Consider the following 21,074-nt stretch of genomic DNA (forward strand, 5'->3'; position numbering starts at 1 on the left):
AGGAGATTGCGATGGCCGACGATTACGACGACACTGCCGACGACTTCGACGATGCGCCGGAGGTGAAATCCACTCCCGCGCCGCAGATCCACGAGGTTTTCAACCCCGACCATACGGTCGGCGTGGCCTGTGGGCGGGACGGTGAGGTGGTGGGGATGCACATCACCGATGACGCCAAGGAGAACGGCGAGGTCTGGCTGAGCGCCGAGATCCTGAAAGTTGCCGGCCTCGCACATGCGAAATCACGGCTGGGACTGCGTCGTGAGATGGAGGCCAACGGGGCGCGCGCCTACACTGTCGACTCCTTCGGGCTGCCCACCGAAGGCATGTATCGAGCGATGGAAAACGAAGCCTTCGGCCTACGGCCCGCGTGAACCGTGCCGGTAGCTACCGGTACGGCCGAGAGAGGACACGACCATGGTGAAAATCCATTCGCTGGACGATTTGACGGCGATCGTGGGTGACGCCGCCGGTGCGTTGACGGTGATGACCGACTGTGTCGGCACGACCGTGGATTCCTGGGCACCGGGGTCGAAATCCGAATGTGAGCTGGATCAGGCCACGCTCGGGACGCTGGATGTGATTCGCGAGCTCTTCGATGCGGGGATGACGGAGGTACTCGAACAGTCGGGTATCACTGTGCAAGCCGCCGATCTCGGCCGGACTGTACTGCGTGATGCCGATATCGACGGCGGCGCCGCCGTGCAGACTGCCGAGGTCTGAACGGCCAGATGGCACCGGAGCAAACAAGTCCGCATTGGGACCGGATCGTCGGGGACAACTGGCCGCAGATACCGCCGTCGGCCTGGCACGGGCTGGAGAGCGCCGCCCGGGAAGGCGCGGCGGCGCTGAACCTGACCGATGTGGAGCAGGCGCGGCGCGCCTTCGAGGAGACGGTTGAGCAGTCGGCCGGCCTCGAATACATCCGGATGGCGCTGATTGCGCTGGAGAACAATCCGCGAGTGTTCGCGGCGGCGTTGACCGCGGCGGCCGATACCTTCGGCACGCTCGGCGATATCGTACGGCGCACCCGGAATCAGATCCTCGATGTAGTCGAAAATACGGAGGACCGGATCGACGCCGCCACCCGAGGCGACAACAACGACGACGGTGTAGAAGACGACGAAGCCGAGGCCGAGAAGGACCGGCAGGCCACCGAGGCGATACTCGCCGAAGCGCAGGGCGACGTAGAAGATATCGTCGCCGCGGCGCTGCGTTCGCTGGGGCCGCAAGGACTGCCGCGATTGGACGATATAGCCGAAGCACTGGGCCAACCCGGCCCGTGGGCCAGTGGCGCGGGCCCCGGCGGGGCGCCACCTGCGCCCGGTACCGGCGCTCCCGACGGTGGCGACTCGTGGGGGCCGGGCTCCGGAACGGATCCCGGAACGTGGCACCGAAATCCTGGCCTCGACGGATTGGTGCCGCCCGACGCCGCGCTCGGCCAGGTGCTGATCGACTATTTCTGGGATCTGCTGACACCGGGCCCGGTGCCGGCGGACCTGACGCAGCCGCTCCCCGGCGGCGAGGTAGTGGGCGCACCCGACGTACCTACCGGTATGCCTACGCCGGCGATCCCCGGCCAGGACGCGCCAGGGCAAGATCAGACCCTCGTGGGCGCGCTGCCACCCGGCGAGGGGGTAAACGTACCGGCCTCCGAGACCGACAGCAGCGCAGCCGGAGTATCTGCTGAGGAGGCGCCTGCCGCCGGCGGGAGCGAAACAGGCGGGCAGACAGAGGAATCGCCTGCCGAAGCCGAATCCACAGAGGAACTGGAGGATTCCGCGAGCGATTCCGCCACCCGGACAGATCCGGAAGGTTCGGGCATATCGCTGGAGGACGCACGGACCGAACCACCCGCCGGCGAAACCACGGGCGGGGCGCCCGGCATGTTCGGGGCAGGGCTAGCGATGGGAGCGGTGAGTACAGCGGGTTCGACCGGCTCGGAACCGGCGGCGACCAGGAGCGCCGCTTCGGCCGGTGGCACGAGCCCGGCGGGTTCGGCGACCGGTTCGGCCGCGCTGCCCTCCACACCGGCGTCTCGTGGTGCGGCGGGACCGATCGAGGCGTCTCGTGGCCCCGGTGCGACCGGGAAGATGATCAGCACGGCGAACATTCCCGGAGTGGTGGCGCCCGGCGGTAGAGGTCCGGGCGCGCTGCCGGACGGCGATTCGGGCGGGGATAAGCGTCGCGGTGCCGAAGAAGCCGTGCAGGGCGCGGTCGGTGCGGCCATGGCTGCCTCGGCCGCACCGGCGTTCGTCGTCGGCGAGCGGGTCGACGGAGACCTCGTGCTCGCCAGGACCCTTCTCGGTGGTATCCGCGCCGCTGCCGATCCGTGGGTGGTGGGCGTGGACTGGGCGGTGGCCGTATTGCGGCATCCGAGTGGTGTGAGCGCGTTCGTCACCTCGAACGAGGGCCGTGGGTGGCTACCGGCGCGGTTGTACCTGCCGACCGAGCTGTCGTTGCCGTGGCTGTGGGCGGTTGCCGAGGATTCCGGTTGGGAAGGTATCGCCGATCCGGCGCGTGTGCTGGTGGAGTTCGCGATCGCCTGGGGTGCGAAATCGGGGTCCAAGCTGTCGGCGCTGGCGTCCTCGCAGCCGATCGATCCGGCGTTGGGCGGTCAGCTCACGACTGTCGCACTGGCCGGTTCGGTGGGCCCTTCGGAGGCCATGGATCTGCGCACACCGACGGCCGGGATGCTGGACCGCCTGGGACTCACCGCAACTCCGCGACTGCTCGATCGTGCGGTGTCGGTTCCGGACCACAGTGTGGCGCTCCGGTGTCTGGAATACGCGGTCGATGCACATACCCGGGTCGAGCGGGCGGGGATCCGGGCGGTGGACGCGATGGGCGCCCCCGAGATCAGGCTCCGGATTCTGCGGGCACTACGCGACGGTCGCGAGTTCGCGGCCGGCTGGTGGGAGGAAATGCAGGATGCGGACGATCTGATCGCGGCGACCATTCTCGGGCACCGGGCCGTGACCAGCCGGATCGCACTCGGTGAGCTGCGGCCCGCCGCCACCGATTTCGAACCGGATTCGGAGTTGTCGGTGCTGCGTGCGCTGACCTTCCAACGCCGGTGTAATGAGCTGGTACTCCTGTTGGGCGAGGATCGGACGCGGCAGACTCTGCGTGACGCTGTCTACACACATTCGCAGATCCTGGCGCACCCGCATTTCGTGCGGTCACCGGCGGCCGCTCCGGTGCCGCAGCGGGGCGTGGTATCCACCGGCACCGTCCGGTGACCGTGATCGCCCGTCATCTCCGCCACTCCCAACGTTGGGAAGAATCGACAATGAGAGGGTCGGTGGTCGGAAAGGATTGATCAAGCATGCCGGAACGGCTGGATATCGACCCTGAGTTACTACGCCAGCTGGCTCTGCAACATCAACTGGTCGGGGACGAGACGTGGGATTGGGCGCAGCCGCCCACTGACTGGCTCGCCAACTTCGAACCCACCTACGGCAAGATCGCCAACCCGGTGAAAGAGGCTCTCGAACGCTATTACGAGGCCCGTCAGCGAGCGGGTGAAGCCCTCGCCCGGGAACATTGGCAGACTGCTCGATCACTGCGTGATTCCGCGGACACCTATGAACGGACCGATGCCGAGGGCGCGAACACGGTCGCCGACTCGGACGGAGGGGGCCGCCATTCGGACCCGATGTTCGGCAGCCCTGCTCCGATGGTGAACGGCGGTCCGGCCGCGGGCAGCACCGGCGGCCCCACAACAGTCGGTGCTGTTACGCCGAACGGATTCGGTACGCCGCCGCCCGCGGGTACCACTCCACCCAGCGGTATCGACCAGCCGGGTGCCGGCGCGCCGACGGCGGGCACCGGCAGCGGGACGCCGGGCGCCACGGCCGCACCGGGAGCTGTGCCCGGCGGCGAGAACACGAGTCCGTCCGGCGCGGCTCCTGGCGCTGCGGGCGCTCCCGCCGCCAGTGCCGGGACAGGTCCGGCCGGTGGCACCACGATGCCACCGGGTGCGATGGCCGGCACCGGTATGCCGGTAGGCGCGGGCTCCGGTGGCGAGGACCGCGGCTCCACCGCGCCGCCGTCCGGTGCAACAGCGGACAAGACCGGGGTTGTACCGGTTGTGCCGACCCCGTTCAATTCGGCGGTATCGGCCGCCAAGGACAATGAGGCCGAACCCAACTACATCGTCGGCGATGCGGTGCACGAAGACCTGGTACTCGCCCGGACCCTGCTCGCTGCGGTGCTGGCCGCAACCGATTCCCAGGTCGGGATGACGTGGGCGGTGGCGGTCCTGCGAGGACCGGCGGGTGCCGGGATGTTCATCACCTCCAACGAGGGGCGAGGCTGGATGCCCGCCGGGCTGTACCTTCCGCGCCAGGTCTCCACGCCCTGGTTGTGGGACGAACTACTCGGATCCGGCGGGGACGACCCGGCCCCGTGGGAGGGCGTCGCGGACCCTGCGCGGGTACTGGCCGAATTCGGCCGGGCCTGGGGCGCGAAGGCCAATGCTTCTCTGTCCGCGATCGTTTCGTCGGGGCCGATCGACCCGGGTCTGCGCGGTCGGCTCGGTGAGGTAGCCATGGAAGGGCTCGTCGCCCCGGCCGCCGACGTGGACCTGCAGGTACTGACACCCGATACTGCCGACCGGCTGGGGATCACCGGATCGGTTCCGGCGCTGGAATCGGTATCGGCCGTGGCCGACGCCGAGGTGCGTGCCCGCTGTGTCGGGCTTGCGGTGGAGGCGCACGCCGAGCTCGGTCGCGTCTCGATACCGGGGTATCGAGACGCCTTCGGGGTGCGTGCGCTCCGGGACCGGATCCTGGCCAAGGTGGAACGGGACGAGGAGGTCCCGGAATCCTGGTGGGACGAACTCCGGGACGCCGACGATCTGCTGGCAGCGACCATGGTGTCGCAGCGCGCCGATGTGGGCCGGGTCGATCTCGGTGCCATCCGGGTGGATGACGAGGTCGCGATGTTGCGTGCGCTGGTCTGGGAACGGCGCTGCAACGAACTGGTGACTCTGCTGAATCAGGAACCGGATCGTCAGGTTCTGCGCGACGCCGTGTACGCGCACGGTCAGATCCTGGAACACCCTGGATTCGTGACGCAACCGGCCGCTGTGGAGGCTGGAGTGGACACTGCGGTGGAGCGTCCTACCCGGGCCCCCGGTGCGGTCAGCGCCCCCACCGGCGTGGTGGGCGCCCCTACCGGTGTGGTGAGCGCTCCGGATATCGGCTCCGGTCCGCCGGCGGGTGCCGTACCGCCGCCCGTCGCGCCGCCGCCGGAGCCTCGGCAAACCCAGTGACTCTTCCGGCTGCGTGCCGTGGGGCGGACCTGGCAAATCGCTGAAAGCGATCGCGGATCGGTGGATGGTGTGGCCGGGTTCCCCTGCGGATTGCTCCAGCTGCCGGCGCAGTGACGGATTCGGTGTCGGCTCGAGCGCGCGGCGGCGGTCATCCTCGGGCCGGCAGCCGCTCGCCCAGCGGTCCTGGGCACTGCGCAAGATCCGATCTCGCCGAGATATCGACAGCCCTCGCGGTCGGTGTCCGGGCTGCGGCCGGTTTCCGTACGGCCGAGTGCCGGTGGCTTCGGTGACCTTCCGGCGCGCTCCGCGTCATGGGATGTTGCGGACTCGATGAGGCGAACCGGGCAGCGGCCATGGCCGGCCCGTGTGGGATCAGACCTGTTTGCTGGGAGGTGTCGGGCCGAAGGGAATATCGGTCTGCGGTGTCCCCGGCGGTGTATTCCCGTTCGGTGGAGCGGTCTCGCCCGGAGTGGGCGATGCTCCCAGCGGAGCGGTGGGGTCGATGGGGGTGGGCGTACCGGCGGACGGGGCAGGTTCGCCGGGCGGGGCCTCGCCCTCTTCGTCCTTCTCTTTGTCCTTGTCCTTCTGCCCCAGCAGTTCCGGCAGCATCGGCATCAACGCCATGGGCAGCATCGCCAGCATGGGCAGCATCGATCCGAGACCACCCATTGCGTTCCCCATGGCAGCGCCCGCCGCGCCGGCCCCGCCCGCAGCGCCACCTCCACCGGCCCCGCCGCCCGAACCACCGCCTGCCGCATCGATATTCGTGTCCTGGGCGGCTTTGACCTTGTCGTGGACGGCCGTTACCGCTGCCGCGAGATGATCGAAGATCGCGGCCTGCTGGGCGGCGCTGAGCTTCTTGCCGCGGACCGATCGCAACGCCGCGTTGAGATCGGCCTCGATGTGCTGGATGCTGAACAGGGTCTGGGCCTGCTCGGCCGCGACTCGCTGCGAAGTGCCGCCCACCTGGGCATCCATATCAACCATGGAGTCCTGCCGCACGCCTGCGGAGGCCACCTGCTGTTGATACTGGTCGATGGCCTTTCCGGATCCGGGCAGGTAGGCCGCCTGTATCTTGTCCGGAGTTTTTCCGCTCGCGGGTGGCGGTGGCGGATCGGTGCGTCCGAAGCCGAGGATGTCCACGGATTTCTGCATCGCTTGTTCCGCATCTGCGATGAAGGCGTTGACATCCGGCTCGTCGGGCAGTCGCACCAGAGAGATTTGATAGAGCGGTTTCGAGCCGCCGGGCGCGGAGATGACCTGTAGTCCGCCGGATGTTCCCGCGGCGGTGGCGGAACCGGATGCGGCCTCGCCTGTTGCCGTTGTGGGCGTCGCAGTGGTTTCGCCCGTGGTCTTGCCCTCGGCGGGCAGAACTCGGTTACCGTTTACGGAGGTTGTGGCCCCGGGTTCCGCTGGGCCGGATGTGGTTGTGAGCCTCCGCCCGGTGAGGCCGGTGTCTCCGGGCCGGGGTTCCGAGGTCGTATCGGGGGTATCGAGCTCCGCGTCCGTCGCCGTTGTTTCCATCCGCTGTCGTCGCCCTCCCGTGCTGTCCCTTTCATTGTCTTGTCTTCCTCGGGATGGGAATAGGGCGACCGCCGTTCACGCGGGTGTTGTCGCATAGTCGAAACAAATAACAGGGCGAAATTGCCGATAAGTTGCCCGGGGTGCCGGGGCAGGGAGGTATGTCGGTGCGATGGGCGAGGGTGAGCTGATCGTATGCCGGCACTGACCGACGACGTGGACGGCGTATTACAGGAGTTGCTCCGGCTGTACGGGGCAGGACGGCCTGCCGACCGCGTCGCAGCCGCGTTGGCGCAGAGCGCGGCAGCCGATCTGAGCCGGCTTTCCGGCGTCGGTGCCCAAGGGTACGGGGAAAAGCTGGGTGTCCATCGAACCGTCCTCGAAACCCAACACGGCCGCGAGGGGACGGTAGGTAAGACGGTGACCGAGTCGGGAACCGGCACGATGAACGGTCGCGGGGTCCTCACGACTCAGATCTCCGATCTGCACACGCGCATTCAGGCAATCACCGCCGTCGGTGATACGAGATTCAGCGGTCCGGCACTGCTCGATTCGGCCCAGCAGACCATCGCAAACGCGACCAGGCAGGTGAATGCCGATATCGATGCGGCACGTAGACAGGCGGCGCAGATCATGCCGCCGGTGGCTCTCGCCAGACGCGCAGTTCCCCCCGCGCCGGTTCCCCGTAAACGGCGGCGGCGCCGGCGGCCCCGGATGGTGTCGGGCCAGCAGGTCGCGACACAGCCGGCACGCCGGGGAACCCGCCGGAACTGGGACAAGACGAAGGGGGGCATGGCGGCGAAGGCCGCGGACGGTGCCCTCGGACTGCCCTACATCTGGGGCGGCGGCGGCGCCGGTGGGCCCAGCGGCGGCGGATTCGATTGTTCCGGGTTGACCCAGTACGCCATCGCGCAGGCCACCGATGGTGAGGTGGTGCTCCCGCGGACCACCTATGAACAGATCTACGCGGGGGAACGTATCGATCCACGTGATGTGCGGGCCGGTGATCTGGTGTTTCCCGCCGGATCGTTCAGCGCTCGCGGACCCGAGCATGTACAGCTGGCTGCCGGCAACGGAATGGTGATCGAAGCGCCGTACTCGGGGGCTACGGTAACCTACTCGTCCATGTCCCCTGATGCTGTGGTGATCCGCGTCGTCTGAGCAGGATTCCCGACCTTGGCTGTAGAGCTTCCTCAAGAAGTCGTGGTGTTCCTGAACTTCATCGGTGTGCCCTATCCGGATATCGATGAAGACCAGGTACGCGAGCTGGCCGGGCATGTCCGCACCTTCGCGAGCGAGGTGTCGGGAACTCACGAATCGGCCACGGGCACGATCACGGAAATGGGCGCGGTCTATCAGGGGCAGTCCTATCGCGCGTTGGTGGAGTCGTGGGCGCAACTGAGTTCCACGCATATGGAGCGGCTCGACGAACTGTGCCGAGGCGTCGCTATCGCCCTCGAGGTCACCGCGGATGTCATCACCGTGGTGAAGGTGGCAGTACTGGCCGAGCTCGCGTTCCTCGCGGCGGCGTATACCGCGGCGATGGCTGCCACCGTGGCGACCTCCGGGGCCTCTGCGGCGGTGGGACAGAGCCTGGCTTTGGCAGCCCGGCGGCTGGTGCGGGCCATGGAGGAGATGCTCGTCGCCTACATCTTGGCGGAGGTGCTGGGCAAGGCGATCGAACCGCTGGAAGAGGCGGTATCGGACATGATCAGCGGTGCGGTGTACGGAGCCACCGCCGACCTGCTGGGGGTGGACCCCGGGGGTAAGGACGTGGTGCTCGTCGAACCGGATGAGCTGCGACGGTATGCCAAAGTGCTCGACGATCACGCCGACGAAATCCTGACGCATGCAGCCGACTTCGGCCAGAAGGTTTCGGCCCTCGATTTCAGTACGCCGGCCGGTCCACCGGGATTCGCCACAGCTCCCGATGGCGGCCGGTCCGGTACGACCGGGCCGGGGCCGGCATCCGCCCGGAATGGGATGCCGACTGCCGAGGTCCCGGCGAACAACCCCGTTCAGCGGAACTGGATCCCCGATTCGGCTCGCGGCGCGGATTTTCCGGCGGAGGAGACCGCCGCAAGTCCCTCGGCGAGCCCGCCGGTGACAACTGCGCCGGAGGGAACCGGGGCGTCGACGGTGCCAGGTGGCGCATCGGCGCCGGAGAACGGATCGGTCCCCTCGCCTGCCCAGTCTGCGCCGTTACCCGCCCAATCCGTTCCGTCCGATACTCGTTCGGGCATCGATGCGGCCCGGGCGGCGGCCGCGCCACGGCCGGAGGATGCCGGTAGCCGTGCCGAAGCAGGGCCTGTGCCGGAGTCGGCTCCAGCCTCCTCCGGGCATACCGCGGCGCCCGCCGGAATCGACCCGGCCGGCCGTTCGGAGCCGGGTGTGGAGGAGGACGGAAAGGGTCCTGCTGTCCGGCCGGATACCCCGGCCGCGGCGTTGCCGGGCGCCCCTGCCCCGGCCGGCCAGGGGCGGGAGCAGCCGAATCCGTGGAGCCGGCCCGCCGCACAGACCGGCGGTCCGGCGAATCGCGGCGGGGGGCCGGCGTCGCCGGCGAAATCGTCCGGTGCTGCCGCGTTGAACCGCCCGGGTGCTCAGCGCAAGGGCAATCCTTGGGGCCGGCCGGCGAGCGAACCGGTCACTGTGCCCAGCCCGTGGTCGAGACCGGTTGCACCTGCGGCGCGGCCGGTTCCGGATCGGCCCGCGGTCGAGGTGGCGAGGGATACGGCGCCACCAGCGCCGGTGCCACTGTCCGGATCGCGGGCGAAGCCCACGGATGCCGCGTCTACACCGACGCCCGGCCCCTCCGTAGCGTCACCCGTCGCGGCAACTCCAGAGGGCAGGCCGGAATCCGATGCGGAAATCGCACTCGAGTCGCGACGTACCGAGGGTGAGCATGCCGCAGCGGTTTCGCCACCGTCGTTGCGGGACGAAGGTCCACCGCGGGGCTGATATGCGAGTGCGGCGGCCGATGGATCGCTGATTCCACCGGCCGCCGCGGGGCAGGTCATCAGGGATGAGGGAACTGATGACCTGAGAACGACTATATCCCCAACTATCGTGCCGTTGGATAACGGCCCTATCACTATTGGTGGGAATTTGGGAAATCGTCGGCGCGAGTGTGTGGGCCACTTCATCGAAACCGACGCCACTTCCCAGTGGGGGGAAATGTCCGAAGGGTGGGTGCGCCGATAGTGGCATACCCTGCCACCAGGCGAGGGTCGGCGGAAGGGAAGTCCGAGTTGTCAGCGGCCGAAGACGCGTTCTACACAGGCGTGCAGAGTTTGGGACTGGTCGCCGGTGGGGTGCGCAACGAGGAACATGCGCGCGCCGCGTTCACGGCGGCAACGGATCTCGATCCGGATATGTGCGATGCCTGGTTGGGCCGGGCGATGGCGGGCGAGATCACCGCGGAGGTGATCTACGGCGCCTACCGCTCCTCGCACAATCTGTACCGCGACCAGCAGCGTGCCGGGTTGGCCGACCGGGCACTGTGGTGCCAGGTGGAGATCGGCGTCTTCGGGCTGCGCGTGGCCATGGCCGATCGCGACCAGATAGCCATCTCTCAGGCCTGCGCCTACGCCGACGGTCGTGAATGGCAGGAGGCAGCCGCCATTCTGGCGGAGCTCCGGGGTGACGATGTCGCCGATTTTGCCCGGATATCGCTGTTCTATCGCACGGGCCGCTGGCCCGATGTACTCACTGCGCGGTCGGAAAAGCCCGTTCTCGAGGACGGGTTGCTCGATATCGCCGCCGAACTGATGGCCGCCAGTGCCCTGGCGCACCTCGGCCGGTTCGGGGAGGCGATGCCGCGCGCCCAGCGGATCGTCGAGGACAGTCAATCCGGCAACCTCTCCTACATCTGGGCCGATGCGCACTACCTGCTGGGCATGATCCAGCGGCACAGCGGCGACCACGAGATGGCGGACAAGCTACTCAAGGGGTTGCAGGGTTCGGGTCTGTGGCCGAATCGTCCCCAGTGGCAGCAGGCCGTGCGCGACAAGAATTTCCGGCTCGAGGTGACCACTCCCGCGGTGATCGCGTCGCGCATCGATATCTGGGATCCGAAATCGGGCGACGATCCGGCCGAGGTGGCGGCGAGCGCGGCCAAGGCGGAACGCGATGAGCTCTTGGACGAGGCATCGAAACTATTGCAATCGCAGATCGGGATGGATTCGGTCAAGGAGCAGGTCGACCGGCTCAAATCCGGTGTGCTGATGGATCAGGTGCGTGCCAAGCGCGGTCTGGCGGTGGATTCGCGGTCGAACCATTTGATCTTCTCCGGCCCGCCCGGAACCGGAAAGACGACCATTGCCCGGGTGATCGCGAAGATCTTCGCCGGGCTCGGGGTGGTCGAGAACGCCGAGGTCATCGAGGCGTCGCGCAACGATATGGTCGGCACTCACCTCGGGCATACCGCGCCGAAGACCAACGCACTGATCGATTCGGCGCTCGGCGGCGTATTGTTCATCGACGAGGCCTACACCCTGATCCAGGAGGGCCTGTCCAGTGGTGACGCCTTCGGTAAAGAGGCCGTCGATACGCTGCTGGCGCGGATGGAGAACGACCGCGACAAACTGGTGGTGATCATCGCCGGTTACGAGGCGGAGATCGACAGATTCCTGCAGTCGAACGAGGGGCTTTCCTCGCGTTTCACCAAACGGATCCGGTTCCCCAGCTACGACCCGGCCGAATTGGTGCAGATCGCCGACCATATCGCAGGCAAGAAGGATTCCATCCTGTCCGATCAGGCGCGTGAGGTGCTGCGCGATCGGTGCACCGAGATGTCGGAGCAGAGCCGGAACGGCCGGCGATTGATCGATCTGGCGGGCAACGGCCGGTTCGTGCGCAATGTGGTGGAGGCTGCCGAGGCCGAGCGCGATTTCCGGTTCACCCGGCAGAATGTGGATATTGCCGCGCTCACCGATGAGGAATTGATGACGGTCGACGCCTTCGATATCACCACAGCACTGCAAGGGTTGACGCCCGCCGGAAAGTAACGCCACTCGTTCACCTCGAACTGCATTCCCAGCGCTGGGAGGTCTCCGGCGTCGGGGTGCGGGTTAGGTTGTGGCCGAGGTCGGCGGAAGGAACATATACCGGTGGCACGCTTCCGGGTGGTGACCAAACACCAGGTTTCGGGTTGGCGGTTTCTGCTACACCGCATCGAGCACGCCCTGGTGCGCCGCGACGCTTCGATGATCGACGACCCGTCCCGGGGCCGGTCCACCGCACTGTCCATCGGGGTCGTGCTGGCCTGCGTCGGCATCGCCGGGGCGGCCGTCCTGGCATTCTTCAAACCCGCCAAGCCGGTGGCGAACTCACCCATCATCGCGGAGAAGGACAGTGGTGCGCTGTATGTGAAACTCGGCGAGCGGCTGCACCCCGCGCTCAACTTGACCTCGGCCCGGTTGATCGTCGGGCAGGCCACCAATCCTGTGGAAGTCACGCGCAGTGAGCTGGAAAAGTACCCGCGCGGGGCCTGGGTGGGTATCCCGGGCGCACCGGGACAGATCAACGACGCAGCAGAGAAGGATTCGGAATGGACGGTCTGTGACACCGCCCGCACCGGGGCCGCAGCGCCGGTGGATCCGAAAACGGGGTTGCCCATCCTGTCTCGCTCCGCGGTACTCACCACGGCAATCGCCGGCCCGCTGAGCGTGGACGACGACGCCATCCACGAAATGCGCGCACCGCAGGCCCGGTTGCTGCGTGGTGAGGACGCGACCTGGCTGGTCTACCACGATTCGGAGCAGGGCGTGGTGCGGGCCGAAATCAATATGGCGGATTCGCCGGTGCTGCTGGCCCTGGGAATCGACGCGACGGCCACTGTGGCCGCCGCCTCGCCCGGTCTGCTCGGCGCCATCCCCGAAGTGCCGCCGATCCGAGTCCCCGACGTACCGGCTGCCGGTGCGCCGGTGACCTTGAAACCCGCGCTGGATGCGGTTGTCGGCTCCGTCGTCACGGTAGCCACTCCGAACCAGCCGGCCGCCTATTACCTTGTGTCGAATGCCGGGTTGGTGCGGGTGAGTCCGGTGCTGGCCGCCATCGTGCGTAACGCGAATTCACACGGTGTGGTGACCACGGGAACCATCAGTCCCGATGTGGCCGCGGCAAATCTGCGCCCGGGCGACTGGCCGGGTACGGCCACCTATCCGGCACAACCGGTCGAGATCCTGGACCCCATCCGCGACCTCATCACCTGCTACCACTGGGCCCGGACCGGTACCGATCCGAATGCGCACACCAGGCTGCTGTTCGGCCGTGAGCTACCGCTCACCAAACAGGAGCGGGGCCGGACCGTGCAGCTGGTAACGGCGCCCTGGTCCGGTGGCGCCACCGCCGATTATGCGTACCTGCCGCGGGACACCGGAAAGTTCGTCCAGGTCACCGGCGCCGAACCCGGTTCGCCCCTGCGTGAGTCACTGTTCTGGATCACCGACAGCGGTGTCCGCCACGGGCTGGTCGTGGAAGTACAGGGCGGCAGCAGGGATCCGACGTTGTCCGCGCTGGGCCTTCAGGAACCCGTGGTCGCGCCGTGGAGCATCGTTTCGCTGTTCGCAGTCGGGCCGACGCTCTCGGCACCCGACGCGATGATCCAGCACGACGGTATACCGACGAATATGACGGGCGTGCAGATGCAGGGCAAGAAATGACAGCCACTCGCCGATTCGTCCGGCCTGCCCGCATGGTCCGGGGGCCCAAGGCGCCGGCTGTCACCGAATTGCGTTTGCAGCCACCGACCGAGCTGCCCCGGCCGGTGCCGATGTCACGGATGAAGATGATCATGCCGGTGATCATGGTGCTGGCCATGGTCGGGATGATGGCGATGATGTTCTCCAGCGGGCGCGCCATGTCCCCGATGATGATGATGTTCCCGATGATGATGATCGTGTCGATGTTCGGCATGCTGGGCGGGACATTGGGCGGCAGCGGGGGAGCGAACAGTACGGCCGCCGGGTTGAACGAGGAACGCAAAGACTATCTGCGGTCGATCACCGACAACCGCAAAACCGTGCACGAAGCCGAAACCGAGCTGTACGAATACCTTTCCTACACCCACCCCGGCCCGATGGGACTCGGTCGGCTGACCGGAGGCAACCGGATGTGGGAGGTGCAGGTCGCCAACCCGCAGTTCCTGCGCGTGCGAATGGGGCGCGGCCGGATCGCGAACCAGGTCCGGGTCATCGTTCCGGAAGCGGCCCCGACCTCCGATCTCGACCCGGTCGGTGTGGTCGAGCTGACCCGGTTCGCCAAGGCGTATTCGACGGTCGGCGGAATGCCGGTCGCGATCAATCTGCTGTCGGCGCCGCTGGTCGCCCTGGACGGTGATGCCGACGCGGTGGCCGGTCTGGCCCGGGCGATGGTTGCCGAGATCACCGTCCTGCACGGGCCCGATCAGGTGGCGGTAGCCGCAGTACTGAACGATCCGGACAGTCCGGAATGGTCGTGGTTGAAATGGCTGCCGCATACCCAGCATCCGTCCGATACGGACGCCGTCGGGTCGAGCCGGATGGTGTATCGCACCGTGGCCGAGCTGCGAACGAAAGTTCTGGCCGGACTGAACCGCGGCCCATTCTCCGCGAACAACGAACCCACGATGGATAAATCGCATTTCGTATTGCTCGTCGAATCCGGGGGGGCGAACACCGACCGGGATATTTCCGGGATCGACGGCTGCACTTGGCTGCGCTTGGGCGAGTCGGAGCAATCACTTCCGCGTTCACTACAGTTCAACGTCGCGGCCGACCACATGCTCGAGGAGATAACACCGCGCGGCACGCGTCTCGTCGGCACCGCGGACACCATGTCGGTTATGCAGGCGACGGCTGTGGCTCGCCGTCTGTCTCCCTACCGGTTGTCCACTGTGGTGGAGGCGGTTGCCGCGGAGCAGGCCAGTGGAAGTACCTCTTGGGAAGACACGGTAGGGATCACCGACCCGGGAAACATTCGCGTGGACAGGCAGTGGCCGACACGCCGTGACGCCGACCGCAGTCGCCTCAACATTCCTTTCGGTCACGACCCCACGGGGCAGCCGGTGTTCCTGGATATCAAGGAATCCGCCGAGGAGGGTATGGGCCCGCACGGTATGTGCATCGGCGCGACGGGGTCGGGCAAATCGGAGTTCCTACGCACCCTGGTTCTCTCCGCCGTCGCGCAGCATTCCCCGGATGTGCTGAACCTGCTGCTGGTCGACTTCAAGGGCGGTGCGACCTTCCTGGGGTTCGACCGGCTCTCCCATGTGACCGCGGTGGTCACGAATATGGAGGAGGAGGCCGACCTCGTCACTCGTATGGAGGACGTGATCAACGGCGAGATGGCGCGCCGCCAGCGCGTCTTGCGCGACGCGGGGAACTTCGCGAGCGTCGCCGACTACGAGAAAGCACGGGAACAGGGCGCACGGTTCGAACCGCTGCCGACTCTGCTCATCATCCTCGACGAATTCGCCGAACTGCTGGAACAGCACCCGAGCTTTTCGAAGCTGTTCGTAGCCATCGGCCGCCTGGGCCGCTCGCTACGGATCCACCTGCTGCTGTCCTCGCAGAAGGTGCCGGCGAACCGGATGGGCGAGCTGGAAGCGCACCTGTCCTACCGGATCGCGCTGCGCACCAACCAGACCAGCGATTCCCGCGATGCTATCGGCACGGCCGACGCCTACCATCTGCCGAAGAAGCCGGGTTCCGGCTATCTGCGGGTCGGCGCCGGTGATCTGCAGCGGTTCCAGGCCGCTTATGTCGGAGGGCCGTACAGCCCGCCGGCGCAGGCCATCGCGTCGAGCGCGCAGCGAGCCCGTCGTCCCGGTGGCGGGTACAAGCCGCCGCAGCGTTTCACCGCGGCGCGGATCGTGGAGTCGCGCACGGTACAGGTGGTCGAGCCGGTTTCGGTGCCCGAACCGCAGGACAACGATGCCGAGCCTGTCACCGTGATGGAAACGGTCCTGGAGCAGTTCGCGCGGCACGGCCGCCCGGCGCACAAGATGTGGTTGCCACCGCTCGGTGTGCCGCCGACACTGGACCGGCTGACCCAGGCAGTCGAAACCGGCACACTCCGCGTGCCGTGGGCGATCATCGACAGACCGCGACAGCAGCGACAGGACGTCTGGTCGGTGGATCTCTCCGGGGCCGGGGGACACGCCGCCGTCGTGGGTGGACCGCAATCGGGTAAATCCACTGCGCTGCAGACGCTGATTCTCTCGGCCGCGCTCACTCACTCGCCCGAGCAGGTGCAGTTCTACTGCTTCGATTTCTCCGGCGGCCTCTCCGGATTGCGCACGCTGCCGCATGTGGGTGTGGTGGCCTCGGTGCGCGATGTGGACCGTATTCGCCGTACGTTCGCACTGCTCCGCAATCTGCTCGCTTCCCGGCAGGCATTGTTCGACCATCTCGGTATCGACTCCATGCGGGAATTCCGCCGGCGGCGGAGCACACCGGAAGGCACCGCCGAACTGTCGTCCTACGGCGACGAGCACGGCGATGTATTCGTGGTCGTGGACGGCTGGGATATCGGATTCGCGGTCAACGGGCCGTACTACGACGAGTACATGCCGATCATGGAAACAATTGCGCTGCAGGGGTTGAACTACGGTCTGCATCTGGTGGCGAGCAGCTCCCGGTGGGCGGCGATCCGCCCGGCGGTCAAGGACCTCATCCAGACCCGGCTGGAAATGCGGCTGGGTGATCTCACCGATACGATGTTCAGCGCCCACCGCGCCGTCGTCGCCGCGGTCCCGCCGAACCGGCCGGGTAGGTGTATTTCGGGCGAGGGCCTGCACATGATCACGGCACTTCCGCGAAACGACGGGAACGGTGATGCGGATAGTGCCGCGGCCGGGCTCAGCGCGGCGATAACCCAGGTCGGCCAGACCTTCTCCGGACGACGAGCTCCCGAGGTACGTTTGCTGCCGAGCCAGGTGACCATGCCCGAGATCCTGGCAAATGTTGCGCCGCCGACCAATCTGGCCGAGCGACTCCGGGTGCCGTTCGGAATCCGTGAATCCGATCTCGGCCCGGCTGTGCTCGATTTCGGAGTATCAACCCATTTCGTGGTGCTGGGCTCCTCGGGGAGCGGGAAGTCGACGGTGCTGGGGGCTCTACTGGAATCCATTCGAACCCGCTTCACTCCCGATCAGGCGCGGGTGCTGCTGATCGACTACCGCCGGCGGCACATGGACGCGGTGCCCGAGGAGCAGTCGATCGGGTATCTGACCAGTAACCGCGATCTGACCCATGATCTGCCGTTCGTCGCGCAGAAGCTACGTGATCGGCGCCCCCCGGAAGGGGTGACATCGCAGCAGTTGAAGGAACGCTCCTGGTGGAGTGGGCCGGAGATCTTCGTGGTGGTGGACGACTATCACATGGTCGTTCAGCGGGGGCAGATGAATCCGCTCGATGCGCTGAAGGAACTCATCGTCGACGGCCGCGATACCGGTTTCCACCTGATCGCTGCACGCAGTATCGCCCAAGCCGACTCGGCGATGTACGACAGTGTGCTCGGTCAAGTGAAAAACCTGAACTCTTCGGGGCTGATCATGGACGGGACGAAGATGGACGGAATGCTCATCGGCGATGTGAAACCCACCAAGCAGCCCGTGGGACGCGGAATCCTGGTGGAACCGCTGACGTCGACGAAGGACCTGGTCCAGTCGGCTTGGATACCTGAATGACGGCTGTGCCCGGTGGGCCGCTCAGTGGGACTCACCAATATTGGGAATGGCCTAGCGTTCTGTGTGTACTGCTCTGTTGCCGGAAGTCGGTGACGGGCGTGGAGATTGATCGATCGGAGCTTCGATGATCCCTATCCAAATCACTCCTGATCTGCTGCCTGGGATCAGCTCAGGTTTTACTGCCCAGGAAGCCAATCTGGTCGGCACGGTCCGGGCCGAAACGCCGGAGTTGATGCCGGCGCCCACCGGATTTCATTTTCCGGGCATGCTCATGTCGGTCGGCTTCAGCTCGTTCGGGGCAGTGTTGTCCACTCTTATTGGTGCCGGTAGCGCCGTAAAGCTCGACGGCGTCGCCAGAATCATCCCGGCCGCCGGTACCTTCACGACGACGGACGCTGCCGGGAGCGTGACGGTCGCCGCGGTCGGCGATTCCGTGGCTGCTTCTGTATTCGGTAACTGATCGACCTCGTCGCGGAGTGAGGGTGCAATGCCATTCTTCGAGTACTTCGCGCTGGAGCCGATCCAGAATCGGGACCTGATCGATAGCGGGCCCGGTGCGGCTCCTATGTACGACGCTGCGCGTGGCTATTCGACAGTCGACTACGCGCTCGAATCGGCAGCGGCCGGCACCGAGGGGCTATTGGGCGACCTGTCGACGGCATGGCCCAGTGGGTTGGGCGCCGAGCGTGCGCAGGCGGCGTTCGGTGAACACAACCAGTGGGTGCGTGACCAGGCCCGGATCTCGGCGCAGGTCGCCGCGCTGGCCGGTCGTGGGGTGAGTTTGCACGAGGCGGCACTCGCGGCGATGCCGCCCAGGCTGGAAATCCAAGCGGTGATGGCGGCGTTGGCGGCCACGGCTGCGGTGATGGCCAGCAGTGGTGCGGTCGCCTCCGCCGGCGCCGGGCCGGTGTCGGCGGGGGCAGCCCTGGTGTTCGCCGGGGCGAGCGCGGCCCATGCTGCGGCGGAGGCGAAGTATTTCGAACTGAGAATTCGCGCCGGCAGTGCCATGGCGGGGTATGAGGTCGGTGCCGTGGGGCTGCTCATGGACCTGGCCGCGGTGGCGGGTTCGCTCGCGCCGCCGCCGCCGATCGCGATGCCGGGACCCGATGCGGTGCCGACGCCCGATCCGCAAGTGACCGGCGTGCTACGGAGCTTGGCGGACAATGGGCCCGACAGTCCGCATTTTCCTGCGGACTCCAGTAGTGGTCCCCACCAGGCCGGTGGGGGGTCCGAAACCTCCGGCAGCGGCCCGGACTCCGGCGGCGGGGACTCCGGGCCCGGCGGCGAAGGGCCGGACCCGGGGCCGTCGGGGTTGGAGCAGCAACCACTCAACGATCCGCAGCAATCACTGGCGCCGCAGTCCGGGCCCGACGGCTACGATGGCTACGACCCGGGTACTTCGCCGGCCAGCCCGCTGGCCGGCGTCTCCTCGGGATCGTCCACGCTGGCCGCTCTCAACGGCGGCGCCGGTGCGCTGACCGGATTCGGAATGATGCGGGGCGGATTCGGTTCGATGCCGGGCGCGGCAACCGGCTTCCGGTTGCCCACGGGCTGGAGTCCGGGCTCCGGTACCGCTTTCGGTGCGCCCACCAGTGCCGCGCCGCCCTCGGCCGCTCCGGCGCGCAGTGCTGCGAGGCGAGTATCGGCACCGACCGCCCGGATGCGACGCCGCCGCGACGAGGAAACGAGAGAAGGAAAGGTCTTCGCGCCAGGCGAGCATTTCGAGGTTCCGGAACTCGAACGGCCGCCGGCGATCGGCGTCATCGAATACACGGACGAGGAACCGGATATCGAACTGTCCGAGGACTCCTCACTGGTGGGAGTACTGGACCGGCTCGACGAGCCGGCCGAGTCGGAGAATGGATTCAGTACCCGGTGAATCGGCCGGGATTCACTGGAGTAACGAAAGGGAGAGAATCATGGCCAACTTCACAGAAGCCGACGAAACTACGCTGACAAATTTTGCCACCGGAATGAACGGGCCGTTGCAGGATTTGGAGAAGAACCTGAGCAGGCTCGGCGGTTCGCAGAATACCCTCCAGACCGCATTCGTCGGCCAAGCCGGTACTGCGGTCGAAAACGCTTTCGCCAACGTCCTCGACACCGGTCGGAACGTGGCGCTGAAGATCGAAGAAATCATGGGCATGATCCATAAATCGGCCGCAGAGTTCACTTCCCGGGATGGGGAAGCGTTGCAGGCGCTGATCAGTGGGATGGGAGAAGCCTACACGGACGGGAAAGTGGAAACAGGGGGTACCGGCAGCTGGAATGACGGCGCGGTCGATCAGCGGGTTGACCCTATGAACCCGACGAAAGCGAAGACCGATTGGTTCTGATCGCGTATCGGGAAGATTGCGCACATAAATTATCTATACACCCGAATGAGGAGGGTTTCTGATGGCTGTTCCTGGAAAAATTTATAATGACAAAGGTCTAATTATGGAGGCCTTGGGTCAGGTGAAGGGTGTCGTTAACGATATGGAAGACGACATCACTAAACTGAACAAAATGAAAGAAGACCTGCTCACCCAGTTCCAGGGTGATGGTGCCAGTGGTTACGACGAGGTGGCAAGAGATCTGGACCGGCGGCTCAGAGCCTACGAGCAAAGCATCAGGAATCTCGACAGGTCGACGAACAATGCCGCCGATATGATCGGTAGCGCGGACCAGGACGTCGCTCGGATGTTCCGAAACCTACTCTGAAGCGCGTGGTGCGTTGACCGAAAATACACCGGTGAGAAGTTCCCCGGCAGCGGAGGAGTCCGGCGACCCGGTGTCGGTGGATCTGAATGTCGATGCCGCCCTTGCCCTCAAAGACATGGTCGGCATCGACACTTATCCGCTGGTCCTTGCGATCATGCCGAATATCTTCCGGATCTCCGACCGCGACCGAGTGCGGTCTGCTGTCGTGGAACAGCTCACCGCGGACGGAATCGTCTCCGGTGGCGAGGTGGATCCAGTGGTGGCAGGTTGGCTGCGGTGCCTGGAACGTCCGGATACCGAGCTGGCTGTGCGGGTGATCGACAACGGTCGTGCCGGCCACGTCCCGACGATGCTGCGCCTCTCGTTCGTTCGTAGCGGGGAACGACACGTTCTCGCTGTGCGTTGCGATGACGAGGTCGTTATCCAGTCGGTGTTCCACAAGGGTTCGCAGCTGGATACGCTCACGGCAGTACTGGAATCGGTACTCGGTGAGTATCCGGTACTGGATTTCGATCCTTTGACCGCGGCCGATCCGGAAGTGGGCGACCCGCCGCAGGATGCGGACGGTGTGCGCGCCGGATTGCGTGAACTGGGCGCCACAGCACGAACCGCAAACGTGCTCACCCGGGCGCTCGGTGAGATCGTCCGCGAGGCCGAGGTACTCATGATCGAACATCGGGACGGCGGACCTGAAACACCCGACTTCACAATCTGTATGAAGGTGGTGGACACGTTCCCCGGACGGTTCGTGATCACACCCAGCGTGACGTTGGACGGGCGGACCCGGTCGACGTTCCGGCCTGGTGATCACGCGGCTCTGCACAGTGGTATCAACACCCTGGCGGAGCTCCTGCCGGGGGGGAGTTGGTTCAATACCGCGCGCACCGGTTGACGTTCCAGTGC

General features: G+C 66.4%; 15 protein-coding genes. 14 read left to right on the top strand and 1 reads right to left on the bottom strand.

Translation table 11 applies throughout. The features are described from left to right. The first annotated feature begins 11 nt into the window (after positions 1 to 11). The 4 genes from NS6_RS32920 to NS6_RS32935 all read left to right on the top strand — a co-directional run bounded on the left by NS6_RS32920 (position 12) and on the right by NS6_RS32935 (position 5,278). Complete coding sequence (locus NS6_RS32920) at positions 12 to 374, top strand: hypothetical protein (RefSeq protein WP_068050167.1); 363 nt, start codon at positions 12 to 14, stop codon at positions 372 to 374. Between the two features lie 43 nt (positions 375 to 417). Next, on the top strand, positions 418 to 723 hold the full coding sequence (locus NS6_RS32925; protein WP_068050168.1) for a hypothetical protein: 306 nt from the start codon (positions 418 to 420) through the stop codon (positions 721 to 723). A gap of 8 nt (positions 724 to 731) precedes the next feature. Continuing rightward, positions 732 to 3,242, top strand: a complete 2,511-nt coding sequence (locus NS6_RS32930; RefSeq protein ID WP_068050170.1) for a hypothetical protein — start codon at positions 732 to 734, stop codon at positions 3,240 to 3,242. 86 nt (positions 3,243 to 3,328) lie between these two features. Further along, a complete protein-coding gene (locus tag NS6_RS32935; protein ID WP_068050172.1) occupies positions 3,329 to 5,278 on the top strand; it encodes a type VII secretion target in 1,950 nt (649 codons plus the stop codon). Positions 5,279 to 5,650: 372 nt separating this feature from the next. Here the strand turns inward: NS6_RS32935 and NS6_RS32940 are convergent, their stop codons facing one another. Then, complete coding sequence (locus tag NS6_RS32940) at positions 5,651 to 6,802, bottom strand: hypothetical protein (RefSeq protein ID WP_068050173.1); 1,152 nt, start codon at positions 6,800 to 6,802, stop codon at positions 5,651 to 5,653. A gap of 192 nt (positions 6,803 to 6,994) precedes the next feature. Here NS6_RS32940 and NS6_RS36125 point away from each other — a divergent pair, with 192 nt between their 5' ends. From NS6_RS36125 to NS6_RS32990, 10 genes are all read left to right on the top strand, one after another. Continuing rightward, positions 6,995 to 7,960, top strand: coding sequence for a C40 family peptidase (locus tag NS6_RS36125; protein WP_068050175.1), 966 nt, complete (start codon positions 6,995 to 6,997; stop codon positions 7,958 to 7,960). A 15-nt stretch (positions 7,961 to 7,975) separates the two neighbouring features. Beyond that, positions 7,976 to 9,757 carry a WXG100-like domain-containing protein gene (locus NS6_RS32950; protein ID WP_157113075.1) on the top strand — a complete coding sequence of 594 codons (1,782 nt, stop codon included), beginning with the start codon at positions 7,976 to 7,978 and terminating at the stop codon, positions 9,755 to 9,757. Positions 9,758 to 10,047: 290 nt separating this feature from the next. After that, on the top strand, positions 10,048 to 11,805 hold the full coding sequence (eccA, locus tag NS6_RS32955) for a type VII secretion AAA-ATPase EccA (RefSeq protein ID WP_068050179.1): 1,758 nt from the start codon (positions 10,048 to 10,050) through the stop codon (positions 11,803 to 11,805). Between the two features lie 102 nt (positions 11,806 to 11,907). Continuing rightward, positions 11,908 to 13,461 (top strand): type VII secretion protein EccB, encoded by a 1,554-nt coding sequence (gene eccB, locus NS6_RS32960; protein ID WP_068050181.1) that lies wholly within the window; start codon positions 11,908 to 11,910, stop codon positions 13,459 to 13,461. After that, positions 13,458 to 17,468, top strand: a complete 4,011-nt coding sequence (gene eccCa / locus NS6_RS32965) for a type VII secretion protein EccCa (RefSeq protein ID WP_084471673.1) — start codon at positions 13,458 to 13,460, stop codon at positions 17,466 to 17,468. Before eccB ends, eccCa begins: the two co-directional genes overlap by 4 nt. Before the next feature lie 124 nt (positions 17,469 to 17,592). After that, the gene (locus NS6_RS32970) at positions 17,593 to 17,928 is read left to right on the top strand and encodes a hypothetical protein (protein ID WP_068050184.1); all 336 of its coding nucleotides are present in this window, start codon (positions 17,593 to 17,595) and stop codon (positions 17,926 to 17,928) included. A 27-nt stretch (positions 17,929 to 17,955) separates the two neighbouring features. Then, positions 17,956 to 19,347 carry a PPE domain-containing protein gene (locus NS6_RS32975; protein ID WP_068050186.1) on the top strand — a complete coding sequence of 464 codons (1,392 nt, stop codon included), beginning with the start codon at positions 17,956 to 17,958 and terminating at the stop codon, positions 19,345 to 19,347. 40 nt (positions 19,348 to 19,387) lie between these two features. Further along, the gene (locus NS6_RS32980; protein ID WP_068050188.1) at positions 19,388 to 19,804 is read left to right on the top strand and encodes a hypothetical protein; all 417 of its coding nucleotides are present in this window, start codon (positions 19,388 to 19,390) and stop codon (positions 19,802 to 19,804) included. Positions 19,805 to 19,865: 61 nt separating this feature from the next. Beyond that, positions 19,866 to 20,171: a WXG100 family type VII secretion target gene (locus NS6_RS32985; RefSeq protein WP_068050189.1), complete on the top strand. Its 306-nt coding sequence runs from the start codon at positions 19,866 to 19,868 to the stop codon at positions 20,169 to 20,171. Positions 20,172 to 20,202: 31 nt separating this feature from the next. Beyond that, positions 20,203 to 21,063 (top strand): ESX secretion-associated protein EspG, encoded by an 861-nt coding sequence (locus tag NS6_RS32990; protein ID WP_245669599.1) that lies wholly within the window; start codon positions 20,203 to 20,205, stop codon positions 21,061 to 21,063. The last annotated feature ends 11 nt before the right edge of the window (positions 21,064 to 21,074 follow it).

Origin of the sequence: Nocardia speluncae NBRC 108251, assembly GCF_001613245.1 — a bacterium.
In the GTDB taxonomy this organism is placed as follows: domain Bacteria; phylum Actinomycetota; class Actinomycetes; order Mycobacteriales; family Mycobacteriaceae; genus Nocardia; species Nocardia speluncae.